General features: G+C 68.2%; 23 protein-coding genes. 15 read left to right on the forward strand and 8 right to left on the reverse strand.

The window, feature by feature from the left end:
- Nucleotides 1-10: 10 nt before the first annotated feature.
- The 6 genes from flgC to MTBUT4_RS01550 all read left to right on the forward strand — a co-directional run bounded on the left by flgC (nucleotide 11) and on the right by MTBUT4_RS01550 (nucleotide 5,358).
- The gene (gene flgC, locus MTBUT4_RS01525) at nucleotides 11-421 is read left to right on the forward strand and encodes a flagellar basal body rod protein FlgC (protein ID WP_173977899.1); all 411 of its coding nucleotides are present in this window, start codon (nucleotides 11-13) and stop codon (nucleotides 419-421) included.
- A gap of 90 nt (nucleotides 422-511) precedes the next feature.
- Nucleotides 512-763, forward strand: a complete 252-nt coding sequence (locus tag MTBUT4_RS01530; RefSeq protein WP_173977958.1) for a flagellar hook-basal body complex protein FliE — start codon at nucleotides 512-514, stop codon at nucleotides 761-763.
- A gap of 81 nt (nucleotides 764-844) precedes the next feature.
- Nucleotides 845-1,117, forward strand: a complete 273-nt coding sequence (gene fliQ / locus MTBUT4_RS01535) for a flagellar biosynthesis protein FliQ (protein WP_173977900.1) — start codon at nucleotides 845-847, stop codon at nucleotides 1,115-1,117.
- 10 nt (nucleotides 1,118-1,127) lie between these two features.
- Nucleotides 1,128-1,892, forward strand: a complete 765-nt coding sequence (gene fliR / locus MTBUT4_RS01540) for a flagellar biosynthetic protein FliR (protein WP_173977901.1) — start codon at nucleotides 1,128-1,130, stop codon at nucleotides 1,890-1,892.
- Between the two features lie 3 nt (nucleotides 1,893-1,895).
- Nucleotides 1,896-2,966, forward strand: a complete 1,071-nt coding sequence (flhB, locus tag MTBUT4_RS01545) for a flagellar biosynthesis protein FlhB (protein WP_173977902.1) — start codon at nucleotides 1,896-1,898, stop codon at nucleotides 2,964-2,966.
- The gene (locus MTBUT4_RS01550; protein WP_173977903.1) at nucleotides 2,956-5,358 is read left to right on the forward strand and encodes a PAS domain-containing sensor histidine kinase; all 2,403 of its coding nucleotides are present in this window, start codon (nucleotides 2,956-2,958) and stop codon (nucleotides 5,356-5,358) included. Before flhB ends, MTBUT4_RS01550 begins: the two co-directional genes overlap by 11 nt.
- Before the next feature lie 3 nt (nucleotides 5,359-5,361).
- Here the strand turns inward: MTBUT4_RS01550 and MTBUT4_RS01555 are convergent, their stop codons facing one another.
- Nucleotides 5,362-6,216 (reverse strand): type II toxin-antitoxin system death-on-curing family toxin, encoded by an 855-nt coding sequence (locus MTBUT4_RS01555; protein WP_173977904.1) that lies wholly within the window; start codon nucleotides 6,214-6,216, stop codon nucleotides 5,362-5,364.
- 341 nt (nucleotides 6,217-6,557) lie between these two features.
- Here MTBUT4_RS01555 and recA point away from each other — a divergent pair, with 341 nt between their 5' ends.
- Complete coding sequence (gene recA / locus MTBUT4_RS01560) at nucleotides 6,558-7,634, forward strand: recombinase RecA (RefSeq protein WP_173977905.1); 1,077 nt, start codon at nucleotides 6,558-6,560, stop codon at nucleotides 7,632-7,634.
- A 183-nt stretch (nucleotides 7,635-7,817) separates the two neighbouring features.
- Nucleotides 7,818-8,981, forward strand: coding sequence for a 23S rRNA (adenine(2503)-C(2))-methyltransferase RlmN (rlmN, locus tag MTBUT4_RS01565; protein ID WP_173977906.1), 1,164 nt, complete (start codon nucleotides 7,818-7,820; stop codon nucleotides 8,979-8,981).
- 79 nt (nucleotides 8,982-9,060) lie between these two features.
- Here rlmN and MTBUT4_RS01570 read toward each other — a convergent pair whose 3' ends face one another.
- The 3 genes from MTBUT4_RS01570 to MTBUT4_RS01580 all read right to left on the reverse strand — a co-directional run bounded on the left by MTBUT4_RS01570 (nucleotide 9,061) and on the right by MTBUT4_RS01580 (nucleotide 11,281).
- On the reverse strand, nucleotides 9,061-9,651 hold the full coding sequence (locus MTBUT4_RS01570) for a hypothetical protein (protein ID WP_173977907.1): 591 nt from the start codon (nucleotides 9,649-9,651) through the stop codon (nucleotides 9,061-9,063).
- An 86-nt stretch (nucleotides 9,652-9,737) separates the two neighbouring features.
- The gene (gene pssA, locus MTBUT4_RS01575) at nucleotides 9,738-10,574 is read right to left on the reverse strand and encodes a CDP-diacylglycerol--serine O-phosphatidyltransferase (protein ID WP_173977908.1); all 837 of its coding nucleotides are present in this window, start codon (nucleotides 10,572-10,574) and stop codon (nucleotides 9,738-9,740) included.
- The gene (locus MTBUT4_RS01580) at nucleotides 10,574-11,281 is read right to left on the reverse strand and encodes a phosphatidylserine decarboxylase (protein ID WP_254434694.1); all 708 of its coding nucleotides are present in this window, start codon (nucleotides 11,279-11,281) and stop codon (nucleotides 10,574-10,576) included. Before MTBUT4_RS01580 ends, pssA begins: the two co-directional genes overlap by 1 nt.
- Before the next feature lie 143 nt (nucleotides 11,282-11,424).
- Here MTBUT4_RS01580 and MTBUT4_RS01585 point away from each other — a divergent pair, with 143 nt between their 5' ends.
- Nucleotides 11,425-11,919, forward strand: a complete 495-nt coding sequence (locus MTBUT4_RS01585) for a hypothetical protein (RefSeq protein ID WP_173977910.1) — start codon at nucleotides 11,425-11,427, stop codon at nucleotides 11,917-11,919.
- Between the two features lie 47 nt (nucleotides 11,920-11,966).
- On the opposite strand, the gene MTBUT4_RS01590 is transcribed toward MTBUT4_RS01585, so the two are convergent.
- The gene (locus MTBUT4_RS01590) at nucleotides 11,967-12,899 is read right to left on the reverse strand and encodes a hypothetical protein (RefSeq protein WP_173977911.1); all 933 of its coding nucleotides are present in this window, start codon (nucleotides 12,897-12,899) and stop codon (nucleotides 11,967-11,969) included.
- A 139-nt stretch (nucleotides 12,900-13,038) separates the two neighbouring features.
- Here MTBUT4_RS01590 and MTBUT4_RS01595 point away from each other — a divergent pair, with 139 nt between their 5' ends.
- Entirely contained in the window at nucleotides 13,039-13,716 is a 678-nt protein-coding gene (locus MTBUT4_RS01595) for a cytochrome b/b6 domain-containing protein (protein ID WP_173977912.1), read from the forward strand.
- 262 nt (nucleotides 13,717-13,978) lie between these two features.
- Here MTBUT4_RS01595 and MTBUT4_RS01600 read toward each other — a convergent pair whose 3' ends face one another.
- On the reverse strand, nucleotides 13,979-14,437 hold the full coding sequence (locus MTBUT4_RS01600) for a cytochrome c (protein WP_173977913.1): 459 nt from the start codon (nucleotides 14,435-14,437) through the stop codon (nucleotides 13,979-13,981).
- A 164-nt stretch (nucleotides 14,438-14,601) separates the two neighbouring features.
- Here MTBUT4_RS01600 and MTBUT4_RS01605 point away from each other — a divergent pair, with 164 nt between their 5' ends.
- The 3 genes from MTBUT4_RS01605 to MTBUT4_RS01615 all read left to right on the forward strand — a co-directional run bounded on the left by MTBUT4_RS01605 (nucleotide 14,602) and on the right by MTBUT4_RS01615 (nucleotide 18,938).
- Entirely contained in the window at nucleotides 14,602-15,198 is a 597-nt protein-coding gene (locus tag MTBUT4_RS01605) for a TIGR00730 family Rossman fold protein (protein ID WP_254434695.1), read from the forward strand.
- Between the two features lie 188 nt (nucleotides 15,199-15,386).
- On the forward strand, nucleotides 15,387-17,612 hold the full coding sequence (locus MTBUT4_RS01610) for an NADP-dependent isocitrate dehydrogenase (RefSeq protein ID WP_173977914.1): 2,226 nt from the start codon (nucleotides 15,387-15,389) through the stop codon (nucleotides 17,610-17,612).
- Between the two features lie 108 nt (nucleotides 17,613-17,720).
- Complete coding sequence (locus MTBUT4_RS01615) at nucleotides 17,721-18,938, forward strand: NADP-dependent isocitrate dehydrogenase (protein ID WP_173977915.1); 1,218 nt, start codon at nucleotides 17,721-17,723, stop codon at nucleotides 18,936-18,938.
- Nucleotides 18,939-19,048: 110 nt separating this feature from the next.
- Here MTBUT4_RS01615 and MTBUT4_RS01620 read toward each other — a convergent pair whose 3' ends face one another.
- Nucleotides 19,049-22,351, reverse strand: a complete 3,303-nt coding sequence (locus MTBUT4_RS01620) for a hypothetical protein (RefSeq protein ID WP_173977916.1) — start codon at nucleotides 22,349-22,351, stop codon at nucleotides 19,049-19,051.
- 134 nt (nucleotides 22,352-22,485) lie between these two features.
- Here MTBUT4_RS01620 and MTBUT4_RS01625 point away from each other — a divergent pair, with 134 nt between their 5' ends.
- Nucleotides 22,486-23,700 (forward strand): argininosuccinate synthase, encoded by a 1,215-nt coding sequence (locus MTBUT4_RS01625; RefSeq protein ID WP_173977917.1) that lies wholly within the window; start codon nucleotides 22,486-22,488, stop codon nucleotides 23,698-23,700.
- Nucleotides 23,701-23,880: 180 nt separating this feature from the next.
- Nucleotides 23,881-24,234, forward strand: a complete 354-nt coding sequence (locus MTBUT4_RS01630; protein WP_173977918.1) for a phasin family protein — start codon at nucleotides 23,881-23,883, stop codon at nucleotides 24,232-24,234.
- Between the two features lie 425 nt (nucleotides 24,235-24,659).
- On the opposite strand, the gene MTBUT4_RS01635 is transcribed toward MTBUT4_RS01630, so the two are convergent.
- The gene (locus MTBUT4_RS01635) at nucleotides 24,660-25,469 is read right to left on the reverse strand and encodes a M48 family metallopeptidase (RefSeq protein ID WP_254434696.1); all 810 of its coding nucleotides are present in this window, start codon (nucleotides 25,467-25,469) and stop codon (nucleotides 24,660-24,662) included.
- Between the last annotated feature and the right edge of the window lie 499 nt (nucleotides 25,470-25,968).

Below are 25,968 nucleotides of genomic sequence, written 5' to 3' on the forward strand. Positions count from 1 at the left end.
GGGGGCGGTCATGGACGAATTGCGGAAGAGCTCGAAAATCGCCATCGCCGCCATGAAGGCGCAGAGCGAGCGCCTGCGCGTCATCTCCGAGAACCTGGCCAACGTCGATTCGCTGGCCCAGACCCCCGACGGCTCGCCCTACCGCCGCAAGGTGGTCACCTTCAAGTCCGAACTCGACCGCGCCACCGGCCTGGAGACCGTGAAGGTGGCCAAGGTCGGCCCCGACCGCTCGGAATTCCTGCGCCGCTACGAGCCCAACCACCCCGCCGCCGACCGCGACGGCTACGTCCTCGCCCCCAACGTCAACCCGCTGATCGAGATGATGGATTTGCGCGAGGCGCAGCGCAGCTATGAGGCCAACATGGCCGTCATCACCTCGTCGCGCGCCATGATGTCGCGTACCATCGAAATGCTGCGCTGAAGCGCCGCCTGGTAAGGACCGCCCCCGATGAACCGCATTTCCGACGCCCTCAACGCCTATGCCGCCTTCGCCAAGCCGCTGGCCAACGGCATGGAGGCCCGCGACGCCCCGGCGCCCGTCCCCGGCTCGGATTTCGCCGCGGTGCTGAAGGATGCCGCCAAGGTCGCCATCGGCACCGTCAAGGAGGCCGAGGCCCAGTCGGCGGCGGCCATCGCCGGCAAGGCCGACATCCGCGAGGTGGTGGCGGCGGTGACCAATGCCGAGATGACCCTGGAGACCGTGGTGACGGTGCGCGACAAGGTCATCAACGCCTACAACGAAATCATGCGCATGCCGATCTGACGGCGGCGCCATGACCGAGGCGGAACTCATCGACATCGCCCCCGGCGGCCCGGGCCGCCATTCCCAAAGGTACCGGGCGCCATGACCGAGGCCGAACTCATCGACATCGCCAGGGAAGGCATCCTCACCATGGTGGTGGTGGCGGCCCCGCCCCTGCTGACCGGCCTGGCGGTGGGCCTTGCCATCTCGATCCTGCAGACCATCACCCAGATCCAGGAAATGACCCTGACCTTCGTGCCGAAGGTGCTGCTGGTGTTCGGATCTCTGGTGCTGTTCCTGCCGTTCATGCTGAACGAGATGAACGAATTCTGGAAGTCCATGCTGGACCGGGTGATCGCCGGCAGCACCGGCTAGGCGGTCCGCCGTGCTCAACGAGATCCTGACCCTCGACGTCTACCGGCTCATGCTGATCTTCACCCGGGTCGGCGCGGCGCTGATGGTGATGCCGGGTTTCGGCAGCCAGGTGATCAACACCCGTTTCCGCCTGTTGCTGGCGCTGGCGGTGTCGCTGCTGCTGCTGCCGGTGATCGGACCCGCCTTGCCGCCCCTGCCACGCTCCCAGGCGGCGCTGCTGCTGCTGGTGGTGGGCGAGGTGACGGTGGGCGCCTTCCTGGGCATTCTGGTGCAGATGCTGATCAGCGTCATGCACGTGGCCGGCACCTTCATCGGCTTCCAGATCGGCCTGACCAACGCCTTCTCGTTCGACGCGGTGGCCGAACAGCAGAGTTCGACCCTGACCGCCTTCCTCAACACCGTTGCCATCGTGGTGATCCTGGCGTCCGATCTGCACCACCTGATGCTGCGGGCGATGGTCGATACCTACGCGCTGCTGGGGCCGGGCGAGACCCCGCCGCTGGGCGACATGACCGAGACGCTGTCGCATCTGCTGTCGGCCGCCTTCGGCTTCGCCATCAAGATCTCGGCACCGCTGCTGGCCTTCGGCCTGATCTTCTACGCGGCGCTGGGGCTGATGTCGCGCATGGCGCCCCAGATCCAGGTGTTCTTCGTGGTGCTGCCGCTGCAGGTGATGGCCGGCCTGGGCATGCTGATGGTGACCCTGCCGCTGATGATGCTGCTGTTCATGCGGTGGTTCGAGGACGGCCTGGTGCCCTATCTGGTGCCGAGATAGCCGATGGCCGACGACGACGGCGACAAATCAGAAGAACCGACAGGCAAACGCCTGACCGACGCCCGCAACGAGGGCAATCTGGCCCAGTCCACCGAGGCCAAGGCGCTGGCGTCGCTGCTGGCGGCGCTGGTGGTGGTCGGCCTGATGGCGCCGGGAATGGCCACGGATGTTCAACGCCTGCTCTACCGCTACATCGAACAGCCCCATGTGCTGGAGGTGACACCGGATTCGATCCGGGGCCTGCTGCTGGACGTGGTCCTCGGGCTGGGGCTGGTGCTGGCCATGCCATTGGCGGTGGTGCTGGTGTTCGGCCTGGCGGCGCCGATCATCCAGTACAAGGGCTTCCTGTGGGTGCCCAAGAAGGTCATGCCGGACCTCACCAAGATGTCGCCGCTGCAGGGCATCAAGCGCGTGGTGTCGGCAGCCCAGCTGGTCGAGTTCATCAAGGCGATGGTCAAGATCACCATGCTGGGCACCGTCCTGATGCTGATGTTCTGGAGCGACCTCAAGGAATTCGAGAACCTGCCCCAGCTCGACCTGGTCATCATCCTGCAGTACGTCCACGACCGCACCTACCAGCTGATCTTCATCACCGTGCTGATGATGACCGTGCTGACCTTCGCCGATTACCTGTTCGTCCATTGGCGGTGGAAGGAAAAGCTCAAGATGTCCAAGCAGGAGGTCAAGGACGAGCACAAGCAGCAGGAAGGCGACCCCCACATCAAGGCGCGCCTGCGCTCGCTGCGCATGTCGCGGGCCCGGAAGCGCATGATGGCGGCGGTGCCGGCGGCGGACGTGGTGGTGACCAACCCGACCCACTTCGCGGTGGCGCTGAAATACGACCAGGACTCCATGAGCGCGCCGGTGCTGGTGGCCAAGGGCGTCGACCTGGTGGCCAAGCGCATTCGCGAGATCGCCAACGAGAACGACGTTCCGGTGGTCGAGAACCCGCCGCTGGCCCGCGCCCTCTATGCCACGGTCGAGCTTGACCAGGAAGTCCCGCCGGAGCACTACAAGGCGGTGGCCGAGATCATCGGCTACGTCATGCGATTGAAGGGCAAACTTGCGAACTGACGGACCGATCGGCCCGCTGGCCCTGGCCTTGGGGGCAAGCGCGGCGGCATTGTCGGGGCTGGCGCTCGCCCAGGGCGGGCCGCTGCTGCTGCCGGTTGCCGCGGCGGCCGCCACCACCCTTGCCGCAATCGTCGTCACCGCCCGCCGCATGGCCCGCGCCGAGGCCGCCGCGGCGATCGCCGACCGCCTGGGCGGCGCCCTCGATTCCGAGACCCGCGCCTGCGTGCTGGCCGGCGAGGACGGCGCCGAGCTGTTCCGCAACGCCGCCGCCCGCCGCCTGCTGGGCGCCGCCGCCGACCCGCTGGCGCCGCTGATGGATCGCGCCGCCGGCGACGATCACGTGCTGTCCGAGCTGGAGCGCCTGGCCGCAGCCGCGGTGGTTGGGGCGGTGCGGCGCACCGAGGTGGCGCTGCCGGGTCCGGGCGGCGGCCGCGAATGGTACGCCCTCGAGGTCCGCCCGGCCGGCCGCGGCGCGGTCGCCTGGTTCGCCGAGGACGTGTCGGCGCGGCGCGCCATCGAGGAGACCCTGCGGCGCGAGAACGAATGGCTGGCCGATTTCATCGATTACCTGCCGGTGGGCTGCTATTCCGCCGATTCCGACGGCATCATCCGCAGCGTCAACTACCGCCTGGCGGAATGGCTGGGCGGCACCCCCTCCGAGTTGATCGGCCAGAGCCTCGAGGACGTGCTGGGCCGCATCCCCGACCCCGAGGAGGAACGCACCGAGTTGCGCCTGATGGGCCGCGGCGGCGAGGTGTTCCAGGCGCTGGTCGCCCATTCGGTGTTCGACGAGGGCGGCGAGATCCGCACCCGCTCGGTGGTGGTCCGCGACATGGTCCCCGAGCACCAGTGGGAACGCGCGCTCAGGGCCGCCGAGCGGCGCTTCCGCTGGCTGTTCGACGACGCCCCCGTGGGCATCGCGCTGATCGAGCCGGACGGCGCCATCGGCACCTGCAACCTGGCCTTCCAGGCGATGATGGGCATCGACCACGACGGCATGGTCGGCCGCCCGCTCACCGACCTGATCGCCGAGGACCAGCGCGCCGCCTCGGCCGACCAGCTGGCCAAGGTGCTGTCGGGATCGGTCACCGGCACCCACCTGGAGGTCCGCCTGAAGGGCCGGCGCGAGCTGATCGCCCAGTTGTTCGTCAGCCCGACCCACGAGGACGGTGCCATCTCGGGCCTGATCATCCATTTCATCGACGCCACCGAGCAGCGCAACCTGGAGGTCCAGTTCGCCCAGTCGCAGAAGATGCAGGCCATGGGCCAGCTGGCCGGCGGGGTGGCGCACGACTTCAACAACCTGCTCACCGCCATGATCGGCTTCTGCGACCTGCTGCTGCAGCGCCACGGCGCCGGCGATCCCAGCTTCGCCGACATCATGCAGATCAAGCAGAACGCCAACCGCGCCGCCGCCCTGGTACGCCAGCTGCTGGCCTTCTCGCGCCGCCAGGCGCTGCAGCCCCGGCTGCTGAACGTCACCGACGCCCTGGCCGAGCTCAACAACCTGCTGCGGCGCCTGCTGGGCGAGACCATCGAGCTGCGCATGGTGCACGGCCGCCAGCTGGGGCTGGTCCGCGTCGATCCCGGCCAGTTCGACCAGGTCATCATCAACCTGGCGGTCAATGCCCGCGACGCCATGCCGGGCGGCGGCATCCTCACCATCCGCACCGGCGCCGTCACCGTCGATCAGCCGGTGCAGCGCGGCCCCGAGCTGATGCCCGCCGGCGACTACGTGCTGATCGAGGTCAGCGACACCGGCACCGGCATCCCCAAGGAGAATCTGGGCCGCATCTTCGAGCCCTTCTTCTCGACCAAGGAGGTGGGCGCCGGAACCGGGCTGGGCCTGTCCACCGTCTACGGCATCGTGCGCCAGACCGACGGCTTCGTGGTGGTGGAAAGCGAGCTGGGACAGGGCGCCGCCTTCTCCATCTACCTGCCGCGCATGGAAGCCGAGCCGGCCGCCGAGGAACCGCGCAAGCCGGCGGCCGCCGACCCCGCCGAACAGGCCGGCGCCGACCTCACCGGCTCGGGCACCATCCTGCTGGTGGAGGACGAGGACGCGGTGCGCCTGTTCGCCGGCCGCGCCCTCAGGAACAAGGGCTACCGCGTCATCGAGGCGCGCTCCGGCGAGCAGGCCCTCGACGTGCTGCGCGGCGACGACCATATCGACGTGCTGATCTCCGACGTGGTGATGCCCGGCATGGACGGCGTCACCCTGGCCAAGCTGGTGCGCATGGAACGCCCGGCCATCAAGGTGATCCTGATCTCGGGCTATTCCGAGGACGTCGCCAGGAACGGCATCGACCCCGATTCCGGCATCCACTTCCTGCCCAAGCCGTTCTCGCTGAAGCAGCTGGCCGGCGCGGTCAAGCTGGTGACGGGCGGGTAGGGCTCAACGAAAGGCCAAGCGTCTAAGTGGTTCTCTGTATTTGTTAATAAGCGCAAGAGGACTTTCGTAGCCGGAGAAAAATGCTTGAGAGTCGTAGCCATTTTCCGGGTCAAGCTTAGCAGCATTTCTAACTATGTGTATGTCCTTGCGACTAACCTGCCGAGAGGCCCCGTGATATCCAATATGCGCAATGCGTGTGGGTGAAATTTCTTTACCGGACAACGCATCAAGGTATCTGACGAGATCGATTCTGTTGTGCTTTGGATTTTCTAGGCGCATTCCGTGTTTGTGTAATATTTGATCTAACTCCCTATATGTAATAAGCTTCATGGAAAGGTCTATTTCTCGCGTATGGCGCCGCAAAAATTTTGCAATAACGTCTACTCCTTCATCTGTATTCCCGGCGTCTTTGGTGGTATATCGCCTCAAGTTGTTATTCGCTATATCGACCGCAAAATCCTCATAGGTCTCGTGTGAAACCGTTGGTGTTCTACCGATTTTCTGAAGATGCAGAATGGACACGAGAAATGCGGTCCTTTTATTTGCGTCATGAAAAGGATGATTCTTGATGAGGCCAAGCATTAATGTTGCGCACACGTGAATGCGGCTTGTCCACTTTGGCTTTCCGCCGAATTCAACAAATTGCCGGCTAAGGGCAGAGTGAAGAAGGTCAATATTTTTTGGGCCTAGTCCGCCGAGACCCTCCCCCGTTTTTGCAAAAAATTCGGCCAGCAGAAAATGTGCTTCCAATACGTCACTAATGCCAATCGTGGTGTCCCCGGCGTATTGGTCGTCAGGACCAACCTGACGCTTCCATCTCTCATGCTCACTCTTGACGTATGCAACTACGTCATTCAACGTCGATCTTCTGTTGTGTGACATGGGGCACCAGTAGACCTGTTTCAAATCAGTAAATCACTGACATACCACCTATTGGTGTTTTTGTACAGCCAAAAACACCATTCGCTTTCACCATGCCCGGCCTGCCGCCGCTGCCGATGATGGACTATGTGCTGTATTGCGCCGATGACAACGCGGCGCAAACGCACAGCCTGGCCACCCAGATTGCGAACCGCATGCGAACTCTAGCGGAACATACGTGAACATTCCTGTTGCGTTCTGGAACGAAGTGTGTACTCTTGGTCGCACGAACCAGATTGCGCCGCCGGGCGCGACGGGATACATGAAGGGGAACGGCCATGTCGCAGGCTGCGTTGCGTCTCGTGGACAAGGACACCATGGATAGACAGAAGGCACTGGAAGCCGCCGTCAGCCAGATCGAGCGGGCGTTCGGCAAGGGCTCCATCATGAAGATGGGCAGCAAGGAGCATGTGGAGACCGAGGTGATCTCCACCGGCTCGCTCGGGCTCGACGTGGCCCTCGGCATCGGCGGCCTGCCCAAGGGCCGCATCATCGAGATCTACGGGCCGGAAAGCTCGGGCAAGACCACCCTGGCCCTGCACGTCATCGCCGAGGCCCAGAAGAAGGGCGGCACCTGCGCCTTCGTGGATGCCGAGCACGCCCTCGACCCCATCTACGCCCGCAAGCTGGGGGTCAATCTCGACGACCTCCTGCTCAGCCAGCCCGATGCCGGCGAGCAGGCCCTCGAGATCTCCGACACCCTGGTGCGCTCGGGCGCCATCGACGTGCTGGTGGTCGATTCGGTCGCCGCTTTGGTGCCGCGCGCCGAGCTGGAAGGCGAGATGGGCGACAACCACATGGGCCTGCACGCCCGGCTGATGAGCCAGGCGCTGCGCAAGCTCACCGGCTCGGTCTCCAAGTCCAACTGCATCGTCATCTTCATCAATCAGATCCGCATGAAGATCGGCGTCATGTTCGGCAACCCGGAAACCACCACCGGCGGCAACGCGCTCAAGTTCTACGCCTCGGTGCGCATGGAGATCCGCCGCGTCGGCGCCATCAAGGACCGCGACGAGGTGGTCGGCAACCAGACCCGGGTCAAGGTGGTCAAGAACAAGCTGGCGCCGCCGTTCAAGGTGGTCGATTTCGACATCATGTACGGCGAGGGCGTCTCCAAGTCGGGCGAGCTCATCGACCTCGGCGTCAAGGCCAACGTGGTGGAGAAGTCGGGAGCCTGGTTCTCGTACAACTCGACCCGCATCGGCCAGGGCCGCGAGAACGCCAAGCAGTACCTGCGCGACAACCCGGCCATGGCCGCCGAGATCGAGGGCGCCATCCGCGGCAATGCGGGCCTGGTGGCCGAGGCCCTGGCCGCCGGCCCCGGCGACATGGACGGCAACGCGGTCGAGGAATAGGCCCGGCCGAAGAATAGGCCCGACGTCGTCCCCGCGAAAGCGGGGACCCAGGGGTGCACCGCCGGCTTGCCCGCGACTCCTGGGTTCCCGCCTGTGCGGGAACGACGGTCCTGGGGACGGACGGATCGGTACCCGACACCACTCCCCTTGCACCCGACCGGCCGGACCTCCTATGTTCCCGCCATGACCGAAGACACTCGCACAAATCTTACCGGGCGCACCAACCTGATCGGGCTGTCGCGCACCGAGCTGGAGGCCGAGATGGCCGCCATCGGCGAGAAGCCGTTCCGCGCCAAGCAGCTGTGGCACTGGCTGTACAACCGGGGCGAGACCGACTTCGCCCGCATGACCTCGATCTCCAAGATCATGCAGGGCAAGCTGGCGGAACGCTATGTGGTGTACCGCCCGGTGGTCGAGCGCGATCTGGTCTCGGCCGACACCACCCGCAAATGGCTGCTGAAATTCGCCGACGGCAACGAGGCCGAGACCGTCTACATCCCCGACGAGGACGAGGAGCGCGGCGCCGTCTGCATCAGCACCCAGGTCGGCTGCACCTTGACCTGCCGCTTCTGCCACACCGGCACCCAGCTGCTGGTGCGCAACCTCTCTGCCGCCGAGATCGTCGGCCAGTTCCTGGTCGCCCGCGACGCCTATGGCGAATGGCCGACGCCCGACGATTCGGTGCGGCGGCTGTCCAACGTGGTGGTGATGGGCATGGGCGAGCCGCTGTACAATTTCGACAACGTCGCCACCGCCCTGAAGATCGTCATGGATGGCGACGGTATCGGCGTGTCGAAGCGCCGCATCACCCTGTCGACCTCCGGGGTGGTGCCGATGATGGCCCGCTGCGGCGAGGAGCTGGGGGTCAACCTCGCCATTTCGCTGCACGCGGTCACCGACGAGGTGCGTGACCGCATCATGCCCATCAACAAGAAATATCCGCTGGCCGAGCTGATGGCCGCCTGCCGCGCCTATCCCGGCGCCTCCAACGCCCGCCGCATCACCTTCGAGTACGTGATGCTGAAGGGGGTCAACGATTCCGCCGCCGATGCCCGCCAGCTGCTTCGCCTAATCAAGGGGCTGCCGGCCAAGTTCAACCTGATCCCGTTCAATCCGTGGCCGGGCGCGCCTTACGACTGCTCCGACGCCAAGACCATCCGGGCCTTCTCGGACATCCTGCAGGATGCCGGCTATTCCGCCCCCATCCGCAAGTCGCGCGGCCAGGACATCATGGCCGCCTGCGGCCAGCTGCGCTCGGACTCGCAGCGGGTCAGGTGCTCGCGCCAGCAGGACCGCCTGGCCGCCGGCATCGCCGACGACCACGGCCCCCAGCCGGCGGCGCCTTGAGTTTCTAGAGCCGGATGCTATCAGGTTGAATCGCGAGGCGATCCAACCTGATAGCTGAATCCGCCTCTAAATCAATAAATTAGAACCGGACCCCCAACCCCGCCCCCAGGCGGAAGTCGGATTCGCCCGCGCCGGACTCGTATTCGGCCCGGCTGGCGGCAGCGAAGCCGCCCAGGCTGAGCGAGGGGGTCACCGGGTGGGTGAAGGACAGCGACAGCGACAGGTCGCCGGCGGCAGGGTGATAGCCGGCATCGCCCAACACGGAATGCTGCAGGTTGGGACTGAAGGTGCCGCCCGTCGTCGCCCAGTCATAGCCCAGCCGCAGCGCCGTGGTGCCGTCCAGGCCCAGCAGGCCGCCGCTGTAGGCGGCGACAATGTCCGCCGAAGCGGTATAGGCCTGGCCCGACGGCGCCGACATCAGCGACGACGACAGCGACAGGGTGTCCTGGACCGCATAGGCGACGAAGCCGCCCAAGGCCATGTGCCCCGCGGTCGCATCGGACTGGGCGCCGAAACTGAACGGCCCGGCGGTCAGCAGCTCGGCGCGCGTCCCGCCGGCGGTATCCAGCGGATCGATGCCGCCGGCCACCAGACGCGACCGCCCGGGCTCGCCGGCAAAGGCGGGCGCGGCGGCGGCAAGCAGGAGGGCGACGGCGACCAGGGTTCTCATGGGCCGAAATATAGTGCCGCCGCCGCGAAAGCGGAAGGCAGCCGGCCATCGGGCGGGGTAGTATGTTTCACGCTGTGGCGGCGGCGCTACACCACCCCGGGATCGGCCCCACCCTCCGGCGGCGGTTCGGCGGCGCTTTCGGCCTGGCCGCGCAGGCGCCGGAAGGCGCGCACCGCCACCGGAATCAGCGCGATATAGGCGACGCCGACCACCGCCAGGGTCAGCCACGGTTCGGTGACCAGGAAGGCGGCCGTCAGGCCGACCACCAGCAGCATGGGCAGTACCCAGGTATTGGGCACCCGCACCTTCTTGAACGAGAAGGTGGGGATGGTGCTGACCATCAGCAGCGAGACGCCGGTGAGGACCACCGCCACCACCGCCGGCCGGTCGAAGAAGCCGGTGCCGAACTCGAAGCTGGCGACCATGGGCAGCAGCGTCAGGCCGGCCGCCGCCGGGGCCGGCACGCCGGTGAAGAAATTGTAGGCATAGGGCGGCAGGTCGGGCTGGCCCAGCATGGTGTTGAAGCGGGCGAGCCTGAGGGCGCAGCACACCGTGTACAGCAGCACCAGGGCCCAGCCCAGCCCGCCGGCCCCCTGCATGGTCCACAGGTAGAGCAGAACCGCCGGGGCGACCCCGAAGCAGACGAAGTCGGACAGCGAATCCAGCTCGGCGCCGAATTTCGAGGTGCCCTGCAGCAGCCGCGCCACCCGGCCGTCCAGTCCGTCCAGCACCGCCGCCAGGATGATCGCCAGCACCGCGTGCTCCCACTTCTCGTGCAGGCCGAAGCGGATGGAGGTGAGCCCGGCGCACAGGGCCAGCAGGGTCAGGATGTTGGGGATCAGGCGATTGATGGACAGCCCCGGAATCCGCGGCGGGCGGATGATGCGGCGGCGGCGGGGGCGGCCGGGCCTGGGCTTGAACATCAGCGCACGTCCCCGGAGCGGGCGGGCTCGGCCGAGGCGATGTCGGCCAGCACGGTCTCGCCGGCGATGCAGCGCTGGCCGCAGACCACCTGCGACGCCACGCCGTCGGGCAGGTAGACATCGACGCGGCTGCCGAAACGGATCAGCCCGAAGCGCTCGCCGGCCCGCACCTCCTGGTTCTCGCTCAGGTCGCACTTGATGCGCCGCGCCACCAGCCCGGCGATCTGGACGAAGGCGACCTGGCGGCCATCGGCCAGGTCGAGGCGCACCGCCATCCGCTCGTTGTCGTCGCTGGCCTTGTCCAGCGCCGCGTTGAGGAACTTGCCGGGGCGATAGGCCAGGCGGGCGACGCGGCCGTCGATGGGGACGCGGTTGACGTGCACGTCGAACACGCTCATGAACACCGAGATGCGCAGGCGCGGCTCGGTGCCCATGTCCAGCTCGGCCGGCGGCACCGCCTGGCCCAGCATGCACACCACGCCGTCTGCGGGGCTGATGACCAGCCCGTCGCGGGTCGCGGTGACGCGGTCGGGATTGCGGAAGAAATAAAGGCACCACAGCGTCGCCAGCAGGCCCAGCCAGCCCAGCGGCTCCCAGACCAGGCCGAGCAGCAGGGCGCCGAGGGCGAACAAAGCGACGAACGGCCAACCCTCGCGGTGGATGGGCGTCCAGATGTAACGGGCGATGGAGATTTCCTGAACCTGCACGGGGTGGCCTCGTTCTGGCGAAAGCGGCGCATCATAGCGGGCGCCGACCGCTACGTTAATACCTCGGTTTCGTTCCGGCGTTCGCGGTTTTATCGCCGCCCGCGGCATGGTAGTGTCACACTTGGTTTGCTGATGGTTCCCGGATGTCTGTTCCCAAGCACGTCGTCATCGGCGGCATCTGCCTGCCCATGGACCTGGAAAGCATGGAAACGCTGCCGCTCGATGCCGGCGGCGTCTCCAAGTTCGACTTCGTCTATCGCGGCATCCACGTCGCCGTGCGCTACCAGGAAGAGGGCGAGGCCAGCCATGCGAAGCTGGTCGCCGATGTCGGGCCGATGCCCTTCACCGCCGAATCGCCGGCCGCCCGCTCGGGCCTGGGCCAGATCATGGTGTCGGCCAACGACGCGTTGGGAGCGTGCTTCCGCCTTACCCCGGCCGGTCGCATCCTGCTGGGCGGCGACATCACGGTGGTCCGCCCGGTGACCGCCACCCACCTGTTCTCGGCGGTCGCCACCTTCCTGGCGCGTGCCACGCCCTATCTCGACCTCATCGCCGTGTTCGTCAGCCCGCCGCTGGCCGGCGAGGCCGAGGGCGGCGCCCTGCGCCCGGAATGGCATCGCCGCTCGGTGGGCGCCTGAACCATCCCCTCCCCATCAGGGGCCCCTCCTGATCACGGAAAGGGCCGTCACTTCGCTGCGGGTTGGGTGACCTGACCGGGCAGCACCGGGGCGGGATCGCGCTTCTGGCCGCCGGCCTTGTAGATGACGGTGGTGCCGGAGTCACCGTCTCCCAGCTTGCGTCCGATGCGCAGCACCACGTTGCCGCCGGTGACGGCCATCGGGGCGGTGCCGGCGGCGGTTTCCACCTCGGCCTCGTAGGGGGCTTCGACGCGGGCCTTGACGCGGCCGCGCTCGTCCACCAGGTCGGCGCGCAGGGCGCGGGTCGCCGGCGCCACCGCCTTGGGACGGACCCGCCAGGTGCCCTCCTCGTCGGCGACGGCGCGCCCGAGGAAGCGATTGTCGCCGTAGACCTGAACGGCGCCGCCGGCCGGGGCACGGCCGCCGATGAAGATGCGGCCCTTGGTCTCGCGATCGAGGATGTCGATGGACAGCCCGCCCTCGCCGACGCTGGCCCCCGACAGCAGGCGGGCACCGCCCTCGGCCAGCGGCTTGACGGCATAGGCGGGTTCCGAGCCCGCCTCGGGGACCACCAGGATCACCGGATTGGCGGCGGCGACGGTGGCGCCGGTGGGATTGATGGCGACCAGCCCGAGATGGTGCGGTCCGGGAGCCATCGGCAGTTCGGGGACGAACACCCATTCGCCGCGGCCGTCGGCGACGGTGCGGCCCAGCAAGCGCTCGCCGTCGCGGATCACCATTTCGGCCTTGGGCATGGCGTGGCCGGCGATGACCGCATCGCCCTTCTCGCCGATGCGGACCACGTCGAAGCCCGGCGCCGGGCCGGTGCTCCCCGGATTCGCCGGCTGGGCGGCCGGCGGCAGCGACGCCGGCGGCGGGGGATAGCTGCGGGTGTCGTCGCGCTCCAGCGACAGCGCCAGCACCACGGCAACGGCCGCGGCCACGAAACCGACCATGGAGACGAGGAACGGACGGGTCAAGGGACAGCCCAAGCGGCGCTGACAACGGAAGCCTACCCTAACGACTCGCGGGCGACCGGGCAACCCCATGCGGCATTGCCTTGACCAACCGCCCCGGCGCTATGAGAATCGGCGCAGGACGTCACGGCAGGAGGCCCCCATGCGCCAACCCGACACCACCCTGGTCAAGGTCTGGGATATCCCCACCCGGGTGTTCCACTGGCTGCTGGTGGCGCTGGTGGTGGCGCTGGCGGTGACCGGCCAGACCGGGGCGCTGGGCTGGCATCTGGTGCTGGGGCCGGCGGTGCTGGTGCTGGTGCTGTTCCGCCTGGCATGGGGCCTGATGGGCAGCGAGACCAGCCGTTTCCCCCACTTCCTGCGCCGGCCGGCCGACATTCTGGCCTATGTCCGGGCGGCACGGACCGGGGCGGTGCGTTCGGTCGGCCACAATCCCCTGGGCGGGCTCAACGTGGTGGCCATGCTGCTGCTGCTGCTGGCCCAGGCGGCGACCGGCCTGTTCGCCAGCGACGACATCCTGACCGAGGGGCCGCTCGCCCACCTGGTCACGGCGGCGACGGTGAAGGCCATGACCGGCCTTCACCACCTCGGCTTCAAGCTGCTGCTGGTGCTTGTCGGGCTGCATCTGGCGGCGGTGGCCTTCTACCGCTTCGCCAAGAAGGACGACATGGTCTCGGCCATGGTGACCGGGCGCAAGCGGGTGCCCAGCGGCATCGCCGGCATCCGCTTCGTCAATCCGCTGTGGGCGCTGGCCATCCTGGCCGCCTTCGCCGCCCTGGTGTGGGGCGGGCTGGCGGCCTTCCCGCCGCCGGCGTATTAGAGCCGGATGCTATCAGGTTGAATCGCGAGGCGATCCAACCTGATAGCTGAATCCGCCTCTAAATCAATAAATTAGAGTGCGATTCAGACATTAGGTCGGCGCACCCCGTGCGCCGACCTAATGTCATCGCGCTCTAGGTTCGCCCTCAGGCGGCGGGCGGGGCGCCTCCGCGCCCCTGGCCTTCCGCGGCAGGGGCCGCGCGGCCGCACTTGCGGCCGTGGCCTTCCGGGACTGTGTCCCGGAAGGCGCCTGGGCGTCGCCGCTATTCCTTGCGGAAGTTGTCGTGGCAGCCCTTGCAGGTCTTGCCCACCTCGCCGGCGGCCGCCTTGATGGCGTCGGCGTTGCCGGACTTGGCGGCGGCGGCCAGGGCGGTGGCGCGGGTGCCCAGCATCTCGACGCCCTTGGCGAAGTCGGGCGAGGTGAAGGCCTCGGGCTTGGTGTTGGAGCCGGGCAGTGCCTCGGAGCCCTTGCCGAAGGCCGACGGCAGGATGCGGGCCAGGGCGGCCAGGTTCTCGGCGCGCATGGCGGCATCGGCGGGCAGGTCGCCCTTGCCCTGGGCGAAGGCGCCGACCGGGCCGAACTGGGTCTTCACCGCCTGGAACAGGCCCTGGCGCATCTTCAGGGTTTCCTCGGGCTTCTGCTGGGCGGCCGCGTCGGCGGCGGCGAAGGCGGTGCTGCAGGCCAGGGCGCAGGCCAGGGCAAGGGTAGTCCAGGAACGCATGGAATGTCCTCCGGTAGGGATCAAAGGGAATTGGTTGATCGGCATTAAGCTAGCTACGCATCGCCGGTTGCGCAACCGGGCGCCTCGGATGGGTGTACGCCGATGGAGCGGAGCGGGTCAGTGACCATATCACGCTGGCGTCCGACCGCCAGGAGCCAGATGCCATGTCCAGGACCCGCCTGCCTGCCCTGCAGTCCCTGTGCGTCTTCTGCGGTTCGTCGGCGGGGGCCGATCCCCGGTTCGGCGAAGCCGCCGGGCGCCTGGGCCGCCAATTGGCCGCCGAGGGGGTGCAACTGGTCTATGGCGGCGGCCATCTCGGCCTGATGGGGGCGCTGGCCGAGGCGGTGATGGGGGCCGGCGGCCGCGTCGTCGGCATCATCCCCGAGCACCTGACCCGGATCGAACGCGCCTATGTGGACGTCACCGAACTCCACGTGGTCGATTCCATGCACACCCGCAAGCGCCGCATGTTCGACCTGGCCGACGCCTTCGCGGTGCTGCCCGGCGGCATGGGAACCATGGACGAGACCTTCGAGATCCTGACCTGGAAGCAGCTGCGCCTGCACGCCAAGCCGATCGTGGTGGTCAACCAGCTCGGCTATTGGCAGCCCTGGCTGGATCTGGCCGCCCATGTGGTGGGAAGCGGCTTCGCCCATCCCGGCACCGCTGCGCTCTACCAGGTGGTGGACGACGTCGACGAGGTGCTGGCGGTGGCGCGGGGTGGGCTGAATGCCGCCCAGGGACGCCCGGGCCTGTTCTGAAGCGGCCTCCGCCCCACTCTTTTCCCACCCCTTTCCCATCCCAAGGTGTGGCATTCGCGACTTGCGTTCGGCGGTCGCTTTGCTATCGTTGCCGGCTGTCCGGGCATTGTCGGCCGAACCTCGGCGCGGAATGGTCGCGGGGCGCACCCCGGCGGACACAAACCCACTGGTTTCAGGGGAACAGGACCATGACCACCGCGAAGATCATCTGGACCAAGGTCGACGAAGCGCCGGCGCTGGCCACCTATTCGCTGCTGCCCATCGTGCAGGCCTTCACCGGCGCCGCCGGGATCGCCGTCGAGACCCGCGACATCTCGCTGGCCGGGCGCATCATCGCCAACTTCCCCGAGGCCCTGACGCCCGAGCAGCGCATCAATGACGAGCTGGCCGAGCTGGGCGAGCTGACCCTGAAGCCCGAGGCCAACATCATCAAGCTGCCCAACGTCTCGGCCTCGGTGCCGCAGCTCAAGGCGGCGATCACGGAGTTGCAGGGCAAGGGCTACACTCTTCCGGACTTCCCCGAGGACGCCAAGACCGACGCCGAAAAGGAACTCCGGGCCCGCTACGGCAAGGTGCTGGGCTCGGCGGTCAATCCGGTGCTGCGCGAGGGCAATTCCGACCGCCGCGCCGCCGCCTCGGTCAAGCAGTATGCCCGCAACAATCCCCACAAGATGGGGGCCTGGACCGCCGCGTCGCAGGCCCATGTCGCCCACATGCAGCACGGCGATTTCTATGGTACCGAGACCTCGGTGACGGTGCCGGCCGCCACCTCGGTGCGCATCGAGCACGTGGCCAAGGACGGCACCGTCACCGTGCTGAAGGCGAAGACCGCGCTGAAGGCCGGCGAGGTGATCGATTCCGCGGTGATGAGCGTCAAGGCCCTGCGCGCCTTTTTCGCCGAGCAGATCGCCGACGCCAAGTCGCAGCCCGGCCTGCTGCTGTCGCTGCACCTGAAGGCGACCATGATGAAGGTCTCGGACCCCATCATGTTCGGCCACGCCGTCACCGTCTTCTTCAAGGACGTGTTCGACAAGCACGCCGACGCCATCAAGGCGCTGGGCGTCAACGTCAACAACGGCTTCGGCGACCTGCTGGCCAAGCTGGACAAGCTGCCCGCCGACCGGAAGGCGGCCATCGAGGCCGACATCGCCAAGGCCTACGAGGCCGGCCCGCCGCTGGCCATGGTGAACTCGGACAAGGGCATCACCAACCTGCACGTGCCGTCCGACGTCATCGTCGATGCCTCGATGCCGGCGATGATCCGCGATTCGGGCAAGATGTGGGGCAAGGACGGCAAGCTCCACGACGCCAAGGCGATGATCCCCGACCGCTGCTATGCCGGCATCTACCAGGCGGTGATCGACGACTGCAAGGCGCACGGCGCCTTCGACCCCAAGACCATGGGCAGCGTCCCCAATGTCGGCCTGATGGCCCAGAAGGCCGAGGAATACGGCAGCCACGACAAGACCTTCGAGGCCGCCGCCGACGGCGTGGTGCGCATCGTCGATGAGGCCGGCGGCGTGCTGCTGGAACAGAAGGTCGAGGCCGGCGACATCTTCCGCGCCTGCCAGACCAAGGACGCCCCCATCCAGGACTGGGTCAAGCTGGCGGTCACCCGCGCCCGGCTGTCCAACACGCCGGTGATCTTCTGGCTGGATCGGCACCGCGCCCACGATTGCCAGATCATCGCCAAGGTCGAGACCTACCTGAAGGACCACGACACCTCCGGTCTGGACATCCGGGTCATGGCCCCGGTGGAGGCCTGCAAGGCGTCGCTGCAGCGCATCCGCCAGGGCCTGGACACCATCTCGGCCACCGGCAACGTGCTGCGCGACTACCTGACCGACCTGTTCCCGATCCTGGAACTGGGGACCTCGGCCAAGATGCTGTCCATCGTGCCGCTGATGGCCGGCGGCGGCCTGTTCGAGACCGGGGCCGGCGGCTCGGCGCCCAAGCACGTGCAGCAGTTCCAGGAGGAAGGCTATCTGCGCTGGGATTCCCTGGGCGAGTACCTGGCCCTGGCGGTGTCGCTGGAGCACCTGGCCCAGACCTTCAAGAACCCCAAGGCCCAGGTCCTGGCCGACACCCTGGACGCCGCCAACGGCCTGATCCTGGAGAACGACCGCTCGCCGGCGCGCAAGGTCGGGCAGTTGGACAACCGCGGCAGCCACTTCTACCTCGCCCTCTACTGGGCGCAGGCGCTGGCCGCCCAGGACAAGGATCCCGAGCTGAAGACCCGCTTCACCCCCGTCGCCACGGCCCTGGCCGGAAACGAGGCGGCCATCACCGCCGAGTTGATCGCCGCCCAGGGCAAGCCGGTGGACATGGGCGGCTATTACGCCCCGGACTTCGCCAAGACCTCGGCCGCCATGCGCCCGAGCGAGACGCTGAACCGCATCGTCGCCGCCATTTAATCGCTCACTCCGTCATGCCCGGGCTTGACCCGGGCATCCACCAGCCATGGACCCCCGGGTCAAGCCCGGGGGTGACGAAAAGGAGCCGGAAGGAACAAGGATACAAAGATGAAGAAGATCAAGGTCGCCAACCCGGTGGTGGAACTCGACGGCGACGAGATGACGCGCATCATCTGGCGCTTCATCAAGGACAGGCTGATTCTGCCCTATCTCGACATCGACCTGAAATACTACGACCTCGGCATCGAGAACCGCGACGCCACCGAGGACAAGGTCACCGTCGATTCGGCCGAAGCCATCAAGCGATACGGCGTCGGCGTCAAATGCGCCACCATCACCCCCGACGAGGCGCGGGTGAAGGAGTTCAACCTCAAGAAGATGTGGAAGTCGCCCAACGGCACCGTGCGCAACATCCTGGACGGCACCGTCTTCCGCGAACCCATCATCTGCAAGAACGTGCCGCGCCTGGTGCCGGGCTGGACCCAGCCCATCGTCATCGGCCGCCACGCCTTCGGCGACCAGTACAAGGCCACCGATTTCACGGTGCCGGGCGCCGGCAAGCTGACCATCAAGTTCGCGGGCGCCGACGGCACGGTGATCGAGCACGAGGTGTTCGACTTCCCCGGCGCCGGCGTCGCCATGGGCATGTACAACCTGGACGAATCCATCCGGGGCTTCGCCCGCGCCTGCCTCAATTACGGCCTGCTGAAGAACTGGCCGGTGTACCTGTCGACCAAGAACACCATCCTCAAGGCCTATGACGGCCGCTTCAAGGACATCTTCCAGGAGGTCTACGAGGCCGAGTTCAAGGCCGAGATGGACAAGCGGGGGACCACCTACGAGCATCGCCTGATCGACGACATGGTGGCCTCGGCGCTGAAGTGGTCGGGCGCCTTCGTGTGGGCGTGCAAGAACTACGACGGCGACGTCCAGTCCGACACGGTGGCCCAGGGTTTCGGTTCGCTGGGGCTGATGACCAGCGTGCTGATGAGCCCCGACGGCAAGGTGGTCGAGGCCGAGGCCGCCCACGGCACCGTGACCCGCCACTACCGCGAGCACCAGAAGGGCAAGGAGACCTCGACCAACCCCATCGCGTCGATCTTCGCCTGGACCCGCGGCCTGTTCTACCGCGCCCAGTTCGACGGCACCCCCGAGGTGGCCGAGTTCGCGCTGGCGCTGGAGCAGGTCTGCGTCGAGACGGTGGAAGCCGGCTTCATGACCAAGGATCTGGCCATCCTGATCGGCCCCGGCCAGTCCTGGCTGACCACCCAGCAGTTCCTGGCCAAGCTGGACGAGAACCTGAAGGTCCGGATGGGCCTGGGCTGATTACCCCCCTTCGCTCCCTTTTTCGCCCCTCCCCCTGATGGGGAGGGGTTGGGGGCGGGGGTGAAGCCGCCGACGCCGACGCGATTCCCCCACAAGGGGGAAGGGAGCACTCACTGCCCCCCGCCCTCGCGGTCGATGCGTTCCAGCATCGGCCAGAACTCCAGGAACAGGCGTTCCTTCTCGGAATCGCCGCGGCCGCCCTGGTCGGGATGGAAGGCGCGGGCGAAGGCGCGCTTGGCGTCGCGGAAGCGGGTATCGGTGGGTCCCGGCCCGGGCAGGGCGCGGGCCTTGGCGCTTTCCAGGGCGTCCTTCAGGATGTCGATCTTGTTGTTGGCGACGCGCAGGCCCTGTTCGGCCTCGCTGGCGCGCGCCATGGCATCGCTCAGGCGCGCCTCCAGTTCGGCGGAACCGCCGGGGCGCCGGCCGGCGGCCTTGGGCGCCGCCTCCATCTCGGCGACACGGACGCGCGCCGTCGCCAGGTCGTGGCGCAGCGCCGAAATCTCCGCCTGCAGGGCGCCGCGTTCGCGCACCTGGCGGGCCTGGATTTCCACCAGCTCGGTCTCCAGCGCGGCGATTCGCGCGCCCGCATCCAGCCCGGCGCGGCGCAAGGCCTCGCGGTGACCGTCTTCCCGCCGGGCCAGTTCGGCGGCATGGTCCGCCGTGCCGGCGGCCAGTGCCCGCTCCGCCTGGTCGGCCCGCTCGTTGGCTCGCCGGGCGGCGCCGTCGCCCACCGCCAGTCCCTCGGCGCGGACGCGGGCGAGCTGCGCGGAATGCTCCTCGCGCAACTCCTCCAGGGTCCGCCGATGCGCATCCTCGGTTTTGGCCAGGCGCTTCTCCAGCTCGGCGACGCGCGGCGGGGCGCGGCCGGCGGCCGCCACCTTGTGGCCGTCCTGCGGGCGCATCGGCTCGGCGGCGTGGGCGGCGTGCAGCGCCTCCATCTCGGCCGCGTGGGCCTCGGCCTGGGCCTTGAGGCGGGCATCGGCATCGGCGTCCTTGCCCGCCTGAGCCGCCGCCAGCGCCTCGGCCTGGGCCGTGCGCAAGGTCTCGAGTTCGGCCGTCTGCACCGCCTGGGCTTCCGCCAGGGTGCTCTCGCGGGCGGCGGCGGCGGTCTCGGCGCGGGTCGCCTCCTGCGCGGCCACATGGCTTTCACGCAGTGCCTCCAATTCGGCGCCATGGGCCGCCCGGGCATCGGCCAATGCCTTTTCCAACGCCGCGGCGTGGCCTTCGGCGCGGGCGGCATCCACTTCGCCGCGATGGGCCTCGCGCAGGGCCCTCAGGTCGGCGGCATGGGCGGCGGACGCCTCGGCCTGCGCCGCCGCCAGGGCCGCGGCATGGGCGGCGAGGCGGCTCTCGGCCTCGGCCTCCAGCTCCCGGCGCAGGGTCGCGAGATCATGCTGGTGGGCATCGTGCAGCTTGGCCAGGTCTTCGCCGTCGGCGCTGCCCGCCTCCGCCAGCTGTTCCTCCAGCATGGCCAGGCGGTAGCGCGCCTCGGTCTGGGCGGCTCCCAGCTCGGCGGCGTGGGCGGCCTGCAGGTCGGCAAGCCGGCGCTCGGCGTCGTCCAGCGCGCAGCGATGGGCCTCGCGCTGGGCCGCCAGCCCGGTGGCGTGCTCGGCCTCGATTTCGGCCAGGCGCTTGTCCAGGGCGGCGGCGCGGGCGGCGGCCTCGCTGCCGTTGCGGGCGGCGCTGCGCAATTCGGCCTGATGCTCGGCCCGCAACGCCGCCATGGCGGCGTCGTGGCTGGTCTTGGTCTCGGCCAGGCGGGCGGCCAGGCGGACCGATTCGTCCTCGGCGGCGGCCAGGGCCTGGCGGTGTTCGTCGGCCAGACGGGCCAGTTCGGCCACATGGGCGGCCTCGGCGGCGATCAGGCGCTGCTGGTGGGCGGCGGCCAGTTCCGCCCCGGCCACGGTGCCGCGCCGCTCGCTCTCGGCCAGTTCGGCGAGATGGGCCTGGCGCAGGGTGTCCAGCGCGGCGGCGTGGTCGGCCTCGGCCCGCGCCACGCTCTGCGCCGCCTCGGTCCGCGCGGCCTCGGCGGCCTCGCGCGAGGCGGCCGCCTCGCGGGCATGGCGGTCGCGCAGGTCGGCCAGCTCGGCGGCATGGGCGGTGACGGCGGCGGTGAGGCGGCGGTCGAGATCGGCGGCCCTGGCCTCGGCGGCGGCGGTCTTCGCCTCGGCGGAATCGAGGGCGCCGTCGTGGCGCTCGATGGCGGCGGCCAGGGCGCGCTCGGCGGCGGCGATGCGGGCGCTGGCGTTCTCCAGGTCGACGCGGTGCACCTCGCGCGCCAGCGCCAGTTCGGCGGCATGGGACTGGGCCTGGGCGTCGCGGGCGCGGTCGAAATCGGTGCCGGCCTCTTCCAGGGCGTCTTCCCGCCGGCGGGCATGGGCCGCCTCGAGCTCCACCACCCGCCGGGCGGCGGCCACCTCCGCCGCCTCGGTCTCGGCCTGGGCGAAGACGATGGCTTCGGCCGCCTCGGTGCGCAGGCGGTCCAGCTCGGCGGCATGGGCGGCGGATTGGGCCTCCAGCCGGCGCTCGGCCGCGGCGGTGCGGTCGCGTTCGTCGTCCAGGCGGCGATTGAGCTCGTTACGCAGGGCGTCGCGGGCGGCCTCGGCCGCCATGGCCGCCACCTCGAGGGCCTCGGCATGGGCGGATTCGCGGGCGGCCAGGATTTCGGCATGGGCGGCTTCCAGCGCCGCGATGCGGGATTCGGCCTCGCGCGTCCGTTCGCGCTCCGCCTCCAGCACCGTCTCGGCCCCGGCGCGGGCGGCCTCGGCCGCTTCCTCGGCGGCCCGGTAGGCCTTGGCCAGTTCCTCGCCGTGCCCGGCCGCCAGGGCGTCCAGTTCGGCGGCGTGGTCGGCGCGGACCGCCTCGGTGGCGGCCTCCACCTCGGCGCGGGCCAGCTCGACCTCGCGCTGGTGGACGCGCTGCAATTCGCCGATCAGGCGCTCCAGCTCGCCGGTGCGCTCGCGCATCTTGGCCATGTCGCGGCGCAGGTCCTGGCCGGTCTGCTCCGCCTCCTCGGCCAGGCGGGCGCGCAGGGCCTCCATCTCGCCGGCCTTGGCCGCCTCGATGCCGGCGATGTCGGCGGCGTGGGCCTTCTCGATGCGCTGGATTTCGGCGGCCTGCTGCGCCCTCACCTTGTCCAGCTCGGCGGCGTGGACCTGCAGGGTGCGCTGGTATTCGCGCTCGTAATTGTCCAGAAGCTTGGCGACCCGCGCGGGGTCGCTGACGTTGGGGCGCTTGCGCCCGCCCGCCTTCCACAGCCAGTAGCGCACGTTCTTGCCCATCGTCTCGGTGATGGGGGGCGAGGGCGGCGGCGGCGCGTCCTTCTCCGACTGGGTCATCAGGCGCTCGGTCAGCGCCAGTGCCGTCGACAGATCGGCTTCGCGGTCGGCCTTTTGGCGTGGGGCTTTGGTCATGGCCATCACAGAATGACAGCAGCCCGGCCCGGCGAAAAGAGGGAGCCTGCCGCACGGCAGCAAATGGTTGCCCGGCGCGTTCCAGCGCCTATACTTCCGCCTTCCCGTTTTCCCATAGCCGAGGGCGAATCCCCATGAAGGGCGAAGTCAAGAAGGTGGTGCTGGCCTATTCGGGCGGCCTCGATACCTCGATCATCCTGCGTTGGCTGCAGGACCAGTACCAGTGCGAGGTGGTGACCTTCACCGCCGATCTGGGCCAGGGCGAAGAGCTCGAGCCGGCGCGCAAGAAGGCCCAGATGATGGGCATCAAGGACGAGAACATCTTCATCGACGACCTGCGCGAGGAATTCGTCCGCGACTTCGTCTTCCCCATGTTCCGCGCCAACGCGCTGTACGAGGGGGTCTACCTGCTCGGCACCTCCATCGCCCGGCCGCTGATTTCCAAGCGCCAGATCGAGATCGCCAACCAGGTCGGCGCCGACGCGGTGTCCCACGGCGCCACCGGCAAGGGCAACGACCAGGTCCGCTTCGAGATGGGCTATTACGCGCTGAAGCCCGACATCAAGGTGATCGCGCCGTGGCGCATCTGGGACCTCAACAGCCGCACCAAGCTGCTGGACTTCGCCGAGAAGCACCAGATTCCCATCGCCAAGGACAAGCGCGGCGAGGCCCCCTATTCCACCGACGCCAACCTGCTGCACATCAGCTACGAGGGCAAGGCGCTGGAGGACCCGTGGGTGGAGCCGTTCGAGGACATGTTCACCCGCTCGGTGGCGCCTGAGAAGGCCCCCGACACGCCGACCTATGTGGAGATCGAGTTCGAGAAGGGCGACGCGGTGGCCATCGACGGCGTGCGCCTGACCCCGGCCGCGCTGCTGACCCGGCTGAACGAGCTGGGCGGGGCCAACGGCATCGGCCGCCTCGACCTGGTGGAGAACCGCTTCGTCGGCATGAAGAGCCGCGGCGTCTACGAGACCCCCGGCGGCTCGATCCTGATCGTCGCCCACCGCGCCATGGAAAGCCTGACCCTGGACCGCGGCGAGGCCCACCTGAAGGACGAGATGATGCCGCGCTACGCCGAGCTCATCTACAACGGCTTCTGGTTCAGCCCGGAGCGCATCGCCCTGCAGCAGATGGTCGACCACATCAGCCAGAACGTCTCGGGCGTGGTCCGCCTCAAGCTCTACAAGGGCAACGTCACCGTGGTCGGGCGCAAGTCCGCCAAGTCGCTCTACCGCCTCGACTACGTCACCTTCGAGGAGGACAGCGTCTACGACCAGCGCGACGCCCAGGGCTTCATCAAGCTCAACGCGCTGCGCATGCGCCTGGCCAAGATGGCGCGCGGATAGACTTCGTTTCCCGGCCGCCGAAGCGCACCCTCCCCCCGCCCGGGGGGAGGGTGACATTTTTTGTGCAGTGCACAAAATCCGCTTGCGTTCTCCGATGGGGGCGCTATCTTATGGCCATGTTGCACTGCACAACGACGCCAGCACAGGCGCAGTTGGCTAACGAATGAAGAGGATAGCACCATGAAGATCGAAGGCTTCGACAAGTACATCGCCCTGGGCAAGGACAACGCCGAGGCGATGGTCAAGAGCAGCACCCTGGCCGTCAAGGGCTTCGAGGAGCTCGCCAAGGCCACCCAGACCTATGCCGCCTCCTCGGCCGAGAAGGCCGACGCCGCCATGAAGGCGCTGTTCGCCTGCAAGACCCCGGCCGAGCTGGCCGACCTGCAGACCAAGCTGGCCCGCGAGTCGGTGGAAGCCGCCATCGCCGAGGGCCGCAAGTTCGCCGAGCTGTCCCAGTCGGTGGTCACCGCCGCACTCGAGCCCCTGAACGCCCGTATGGCGGCGTTCCAGGCGTTGGCCAAGTCCGCCGCTTGAGCCGACGGTAAGCTGCGCCGAGTGCGTTGGGGACCGGACACCTCCTCCCGTCCGGTCCCCATCTCTCGATGCCCGGCCCTTGCAAAGGGGCCGGGCATTTTTTCTGTTCAGGACGGATTGGGGGGGCGCGCCGACCATACTCTCCGTCGTCCCCGCGCAGGCGGGGACCCAGGGGGTGCACCGACACCCTGTCCGCGATTCGCGGGTTCCCGCCTGCGCGGGAACGACGGATGAAGATGGTTCTGGGGGGTGATGGTTGATTCACCACAGAGACACAGAGACACAGAGAAGGCACAGAGAAAAAACATCCTTCTCTGTGACTCCTCTGTGTCTCTGTGTCTCTGTGGTTATCCCCCCGTCGGTGCACCGACACCGTGTCCGCGACTCCTGGGTTCCCGCCTGCGCGGGAACGACGGAATCGGTCCTCACCCCGCCTTGCGCCAGACCGGCATCACCTCGGGCAGCATGGCCTCGATGCGGGTTATGCGCTCGTCGGGGGCGGGGTGGGTGGACAGGAAGGTGGGCGGGCGGTCGCCGCCGGCCTCGTTCATCTTCCGCCACAGCGCCACCGCTTGCCTGGGGTCGTAGCCGGCCCGCGCCATCAGCTCCAGCCCGACGCGGTCGGCCTCCAGTTCCTGGTTGCGCGAATAGGGCAGCATGATGCCGTATTCGGCCCCCAGCCCCAGCACCTGGGCGATGGTTCCCGAGCCGCCCACGCCGGCGGCGCCCAGGGCCGCCCCGGCGATCCCCACCCCGGCCTCGGTGGCCATGGCGGTGCTGATGCGCTCGGCCGCATGGCCTTCCAGCACATGGCCGACCTCGTGGCCGATCACCGCCGCCAGCTCGGCATCGGTCGCGGCCAGCCGCATCATGCCTTCGTGGATGCCGATCTTGCGGGCGGGCAGGGCGAAGGCGTTGGCGTCGTCCTTGCGGAAGACCGCCACCTCCCAGGCCGAGGGCTGCTGGCCGGCGGCGCGCAGCACCCGGTCGGCGACGGCGCGGGCGCGCTCGCGCCAGGCGGCATTGGCGGTCAGCGGCGTTTCCGCCCGCATCTCCCGCCAGGCCTGCTCGCCCATCTGCTCGGCCTGCCGCGCCGAGACCAGGTCGAGGCCGAGGCCGGTGCTGTTGGGCTGGCAGGCCGATAGGGCCAGGCTGACGGCGAGAACCAGGGGAATGCGCATGCCGGAGCAACAGCCGAAGCCGGGCCGGCGTTCCCGCGCCTCAACCGTCGGCATCGGTGCGGGCTCTCCATCAGGGCCCATCGGATGAAGGGCGATGGGGCCTCCAAGAGATCGCCCCCCGCGAAGGAGCCTGTGAAGCAATTGCCATTGGTGCCGGGCCCGTGATTGCCCATGGGAGGCAGGAGGTTGACGCTGTCGCAGCGGCGGTATCGTCAAGGTGATCGCTCTCAGCTTCGCTGGGACATGGTTGATCTGAACAGCCAGATCCCCGGAGATCATCGGACTCGAATGGTTTGGGCGTTCGTGGAGGCGCTGGCCATCGCCCACAACCTACGGCGCGCTTGGCTGGAGTGACGACTGACCATGGTAGTGGCTTAGAGCCGGATGCTATCAGGTTGAATCCGCCTCTAAATCAATAAATTANACCCTAAGTCTCGATTCGGTCACAGGCGCCTTCGCGTGAATGGCAACCTCATTTGCGGGACTATTCTCCTTCATCCGATGGCCCTGTTGGGGTGTTTTTGCTTGGGGGCGCGGGGCCGGGGCGGGTACA

The sequence above is a fragment of the Magnetospirillum sp. UT-4 genome, assembly GCF_902729435.1.
In the GTDB taxonomy this organism is placed as follows: Bacteria; Pseudomonadota; Alphaproteobacteria; order Rhodospirillales; family Magnetospirillaceae; genus Magnetospirillum.

Coding starts and splice junctions, on each gene's coding strand:
- flgC (WP_173977899.1), top strand. CDS start 11: ATGGACGAATTGCGGAAGAGCTCGAAAATCGCCATCGCCGCCATGAAG.
- MTBUT4_RS01530 (WP_173977958.1), top strand. CDS start 512: ATGGAGGCCCGCGACGCCCCGGCGCCCGTCCCCGGCTCGGATTTCGCC.
- fliQ (WP_173977900.1), top strand. CDS start 845: ATGACCGAGGCCGAACTCATCGACATCGCCAGGGAAGGCATCCTCACC.
- flhB (WP_173977902.1), top strand. CDS start 1,896: ATGGCCGACGACGACGGCGACAAATCAGAAGAACCGACAGGCAAACGC.
- recA (WP_173977905.1), top strand. CDS start 6,558: ATGTCGCAGGCTGCGTTGCGTCTCGTGGACAAGGACACCATGGATAGA.
- rlmN (WP_173977906.1), top strand. CDS start 7,818: ATGACCGAAGACACTCGCACAAATCTTACCGGGCGCACCAACCTGATC.
- MTBUT4_RS01570 (WP_173977907.1), bottom strand. CDS start 9,651: ATGAGAACCCTGGTCGCCGTCGCCCTCCTGCTTGCCGCCGCCGCGCCC.
- pssA (WP_173977908.1), bottom strand. CDS start 10,574: ATGTTCAAGCCCAGGCCCGGCCGCCCCCGCCGCCGCCGCATCATCCGC.
- MTBUT4_RS01585 (WP_173977910.1), top strand. CDS start 11,425: ATGTCTGTTCCCAAGCACGTCGTCATCGGCGGCATCTGCCTGCCCATG.
- MTBUT4_RS01595 (WP_173977912.1), top strand. CDS start 13,039: ATGCGCCAACCCGACACCACCCTGGTCAAGGTCTGGGATATCCCCACC.
- MTBUT4_RS01600 (WP_173977913.1), bottom strand. CDS start 14,437: ATGCGTTCCTGGACTACCCTTGCCCTGGCCTGCGCCCTGGCCTGCAGC.
- MTBUT4_RS01605 (WP_254434695.1), top strand. CDS start 14,602: ATGTCCAGGACCCGCCTGCCTGCCCTGCAGTCCCTGTGCGTCTTCTGC.
- MTBUT4_RS01610 (WP_173977914.1), top strand. CDS start 15,387: ATGACCACCGCGAAGATCATCTGGACCAAGGTCGACGAAGCGCCGGCG.
- MTBUT4_RS01615 (WP_173977915.1), top strand. CDS start 17,721: ATGAAGAAGATCAAGGTCGCCAACCCGGTGGTGGAACTCGACGGCGAC.
- MTBUT4_RS01620 (WP_173977916.1), bottom strand. CDS start 22,351: ATGACCAAAGCCCCACGCCAAAAGGCCGACCGCGAAGCCGATCTGTCG.
- MTBUT4_RS01625 (WP_173977917.1), top strand. CDS start 22,486: ATGAAGGGCGAAGTCAAGAAGGTGGTGCTGGCCTATTCGGGCGGCCTC.
- MTBUT4_RS01630 (WP_173977918.1), top strand. CDS start 23,881: ATGAAGATCGAAGGCTTCGACAAGTACATCGCCCTGGGCAAGGACAAC.
- MTBUT4_RS01635 (WP_254434696.1), bottom strand. CDS start 25,469: ATGCCGACGGTTGAGGCGCGGGAACGCCGGCCCGGCTTCGGCTGTTGC.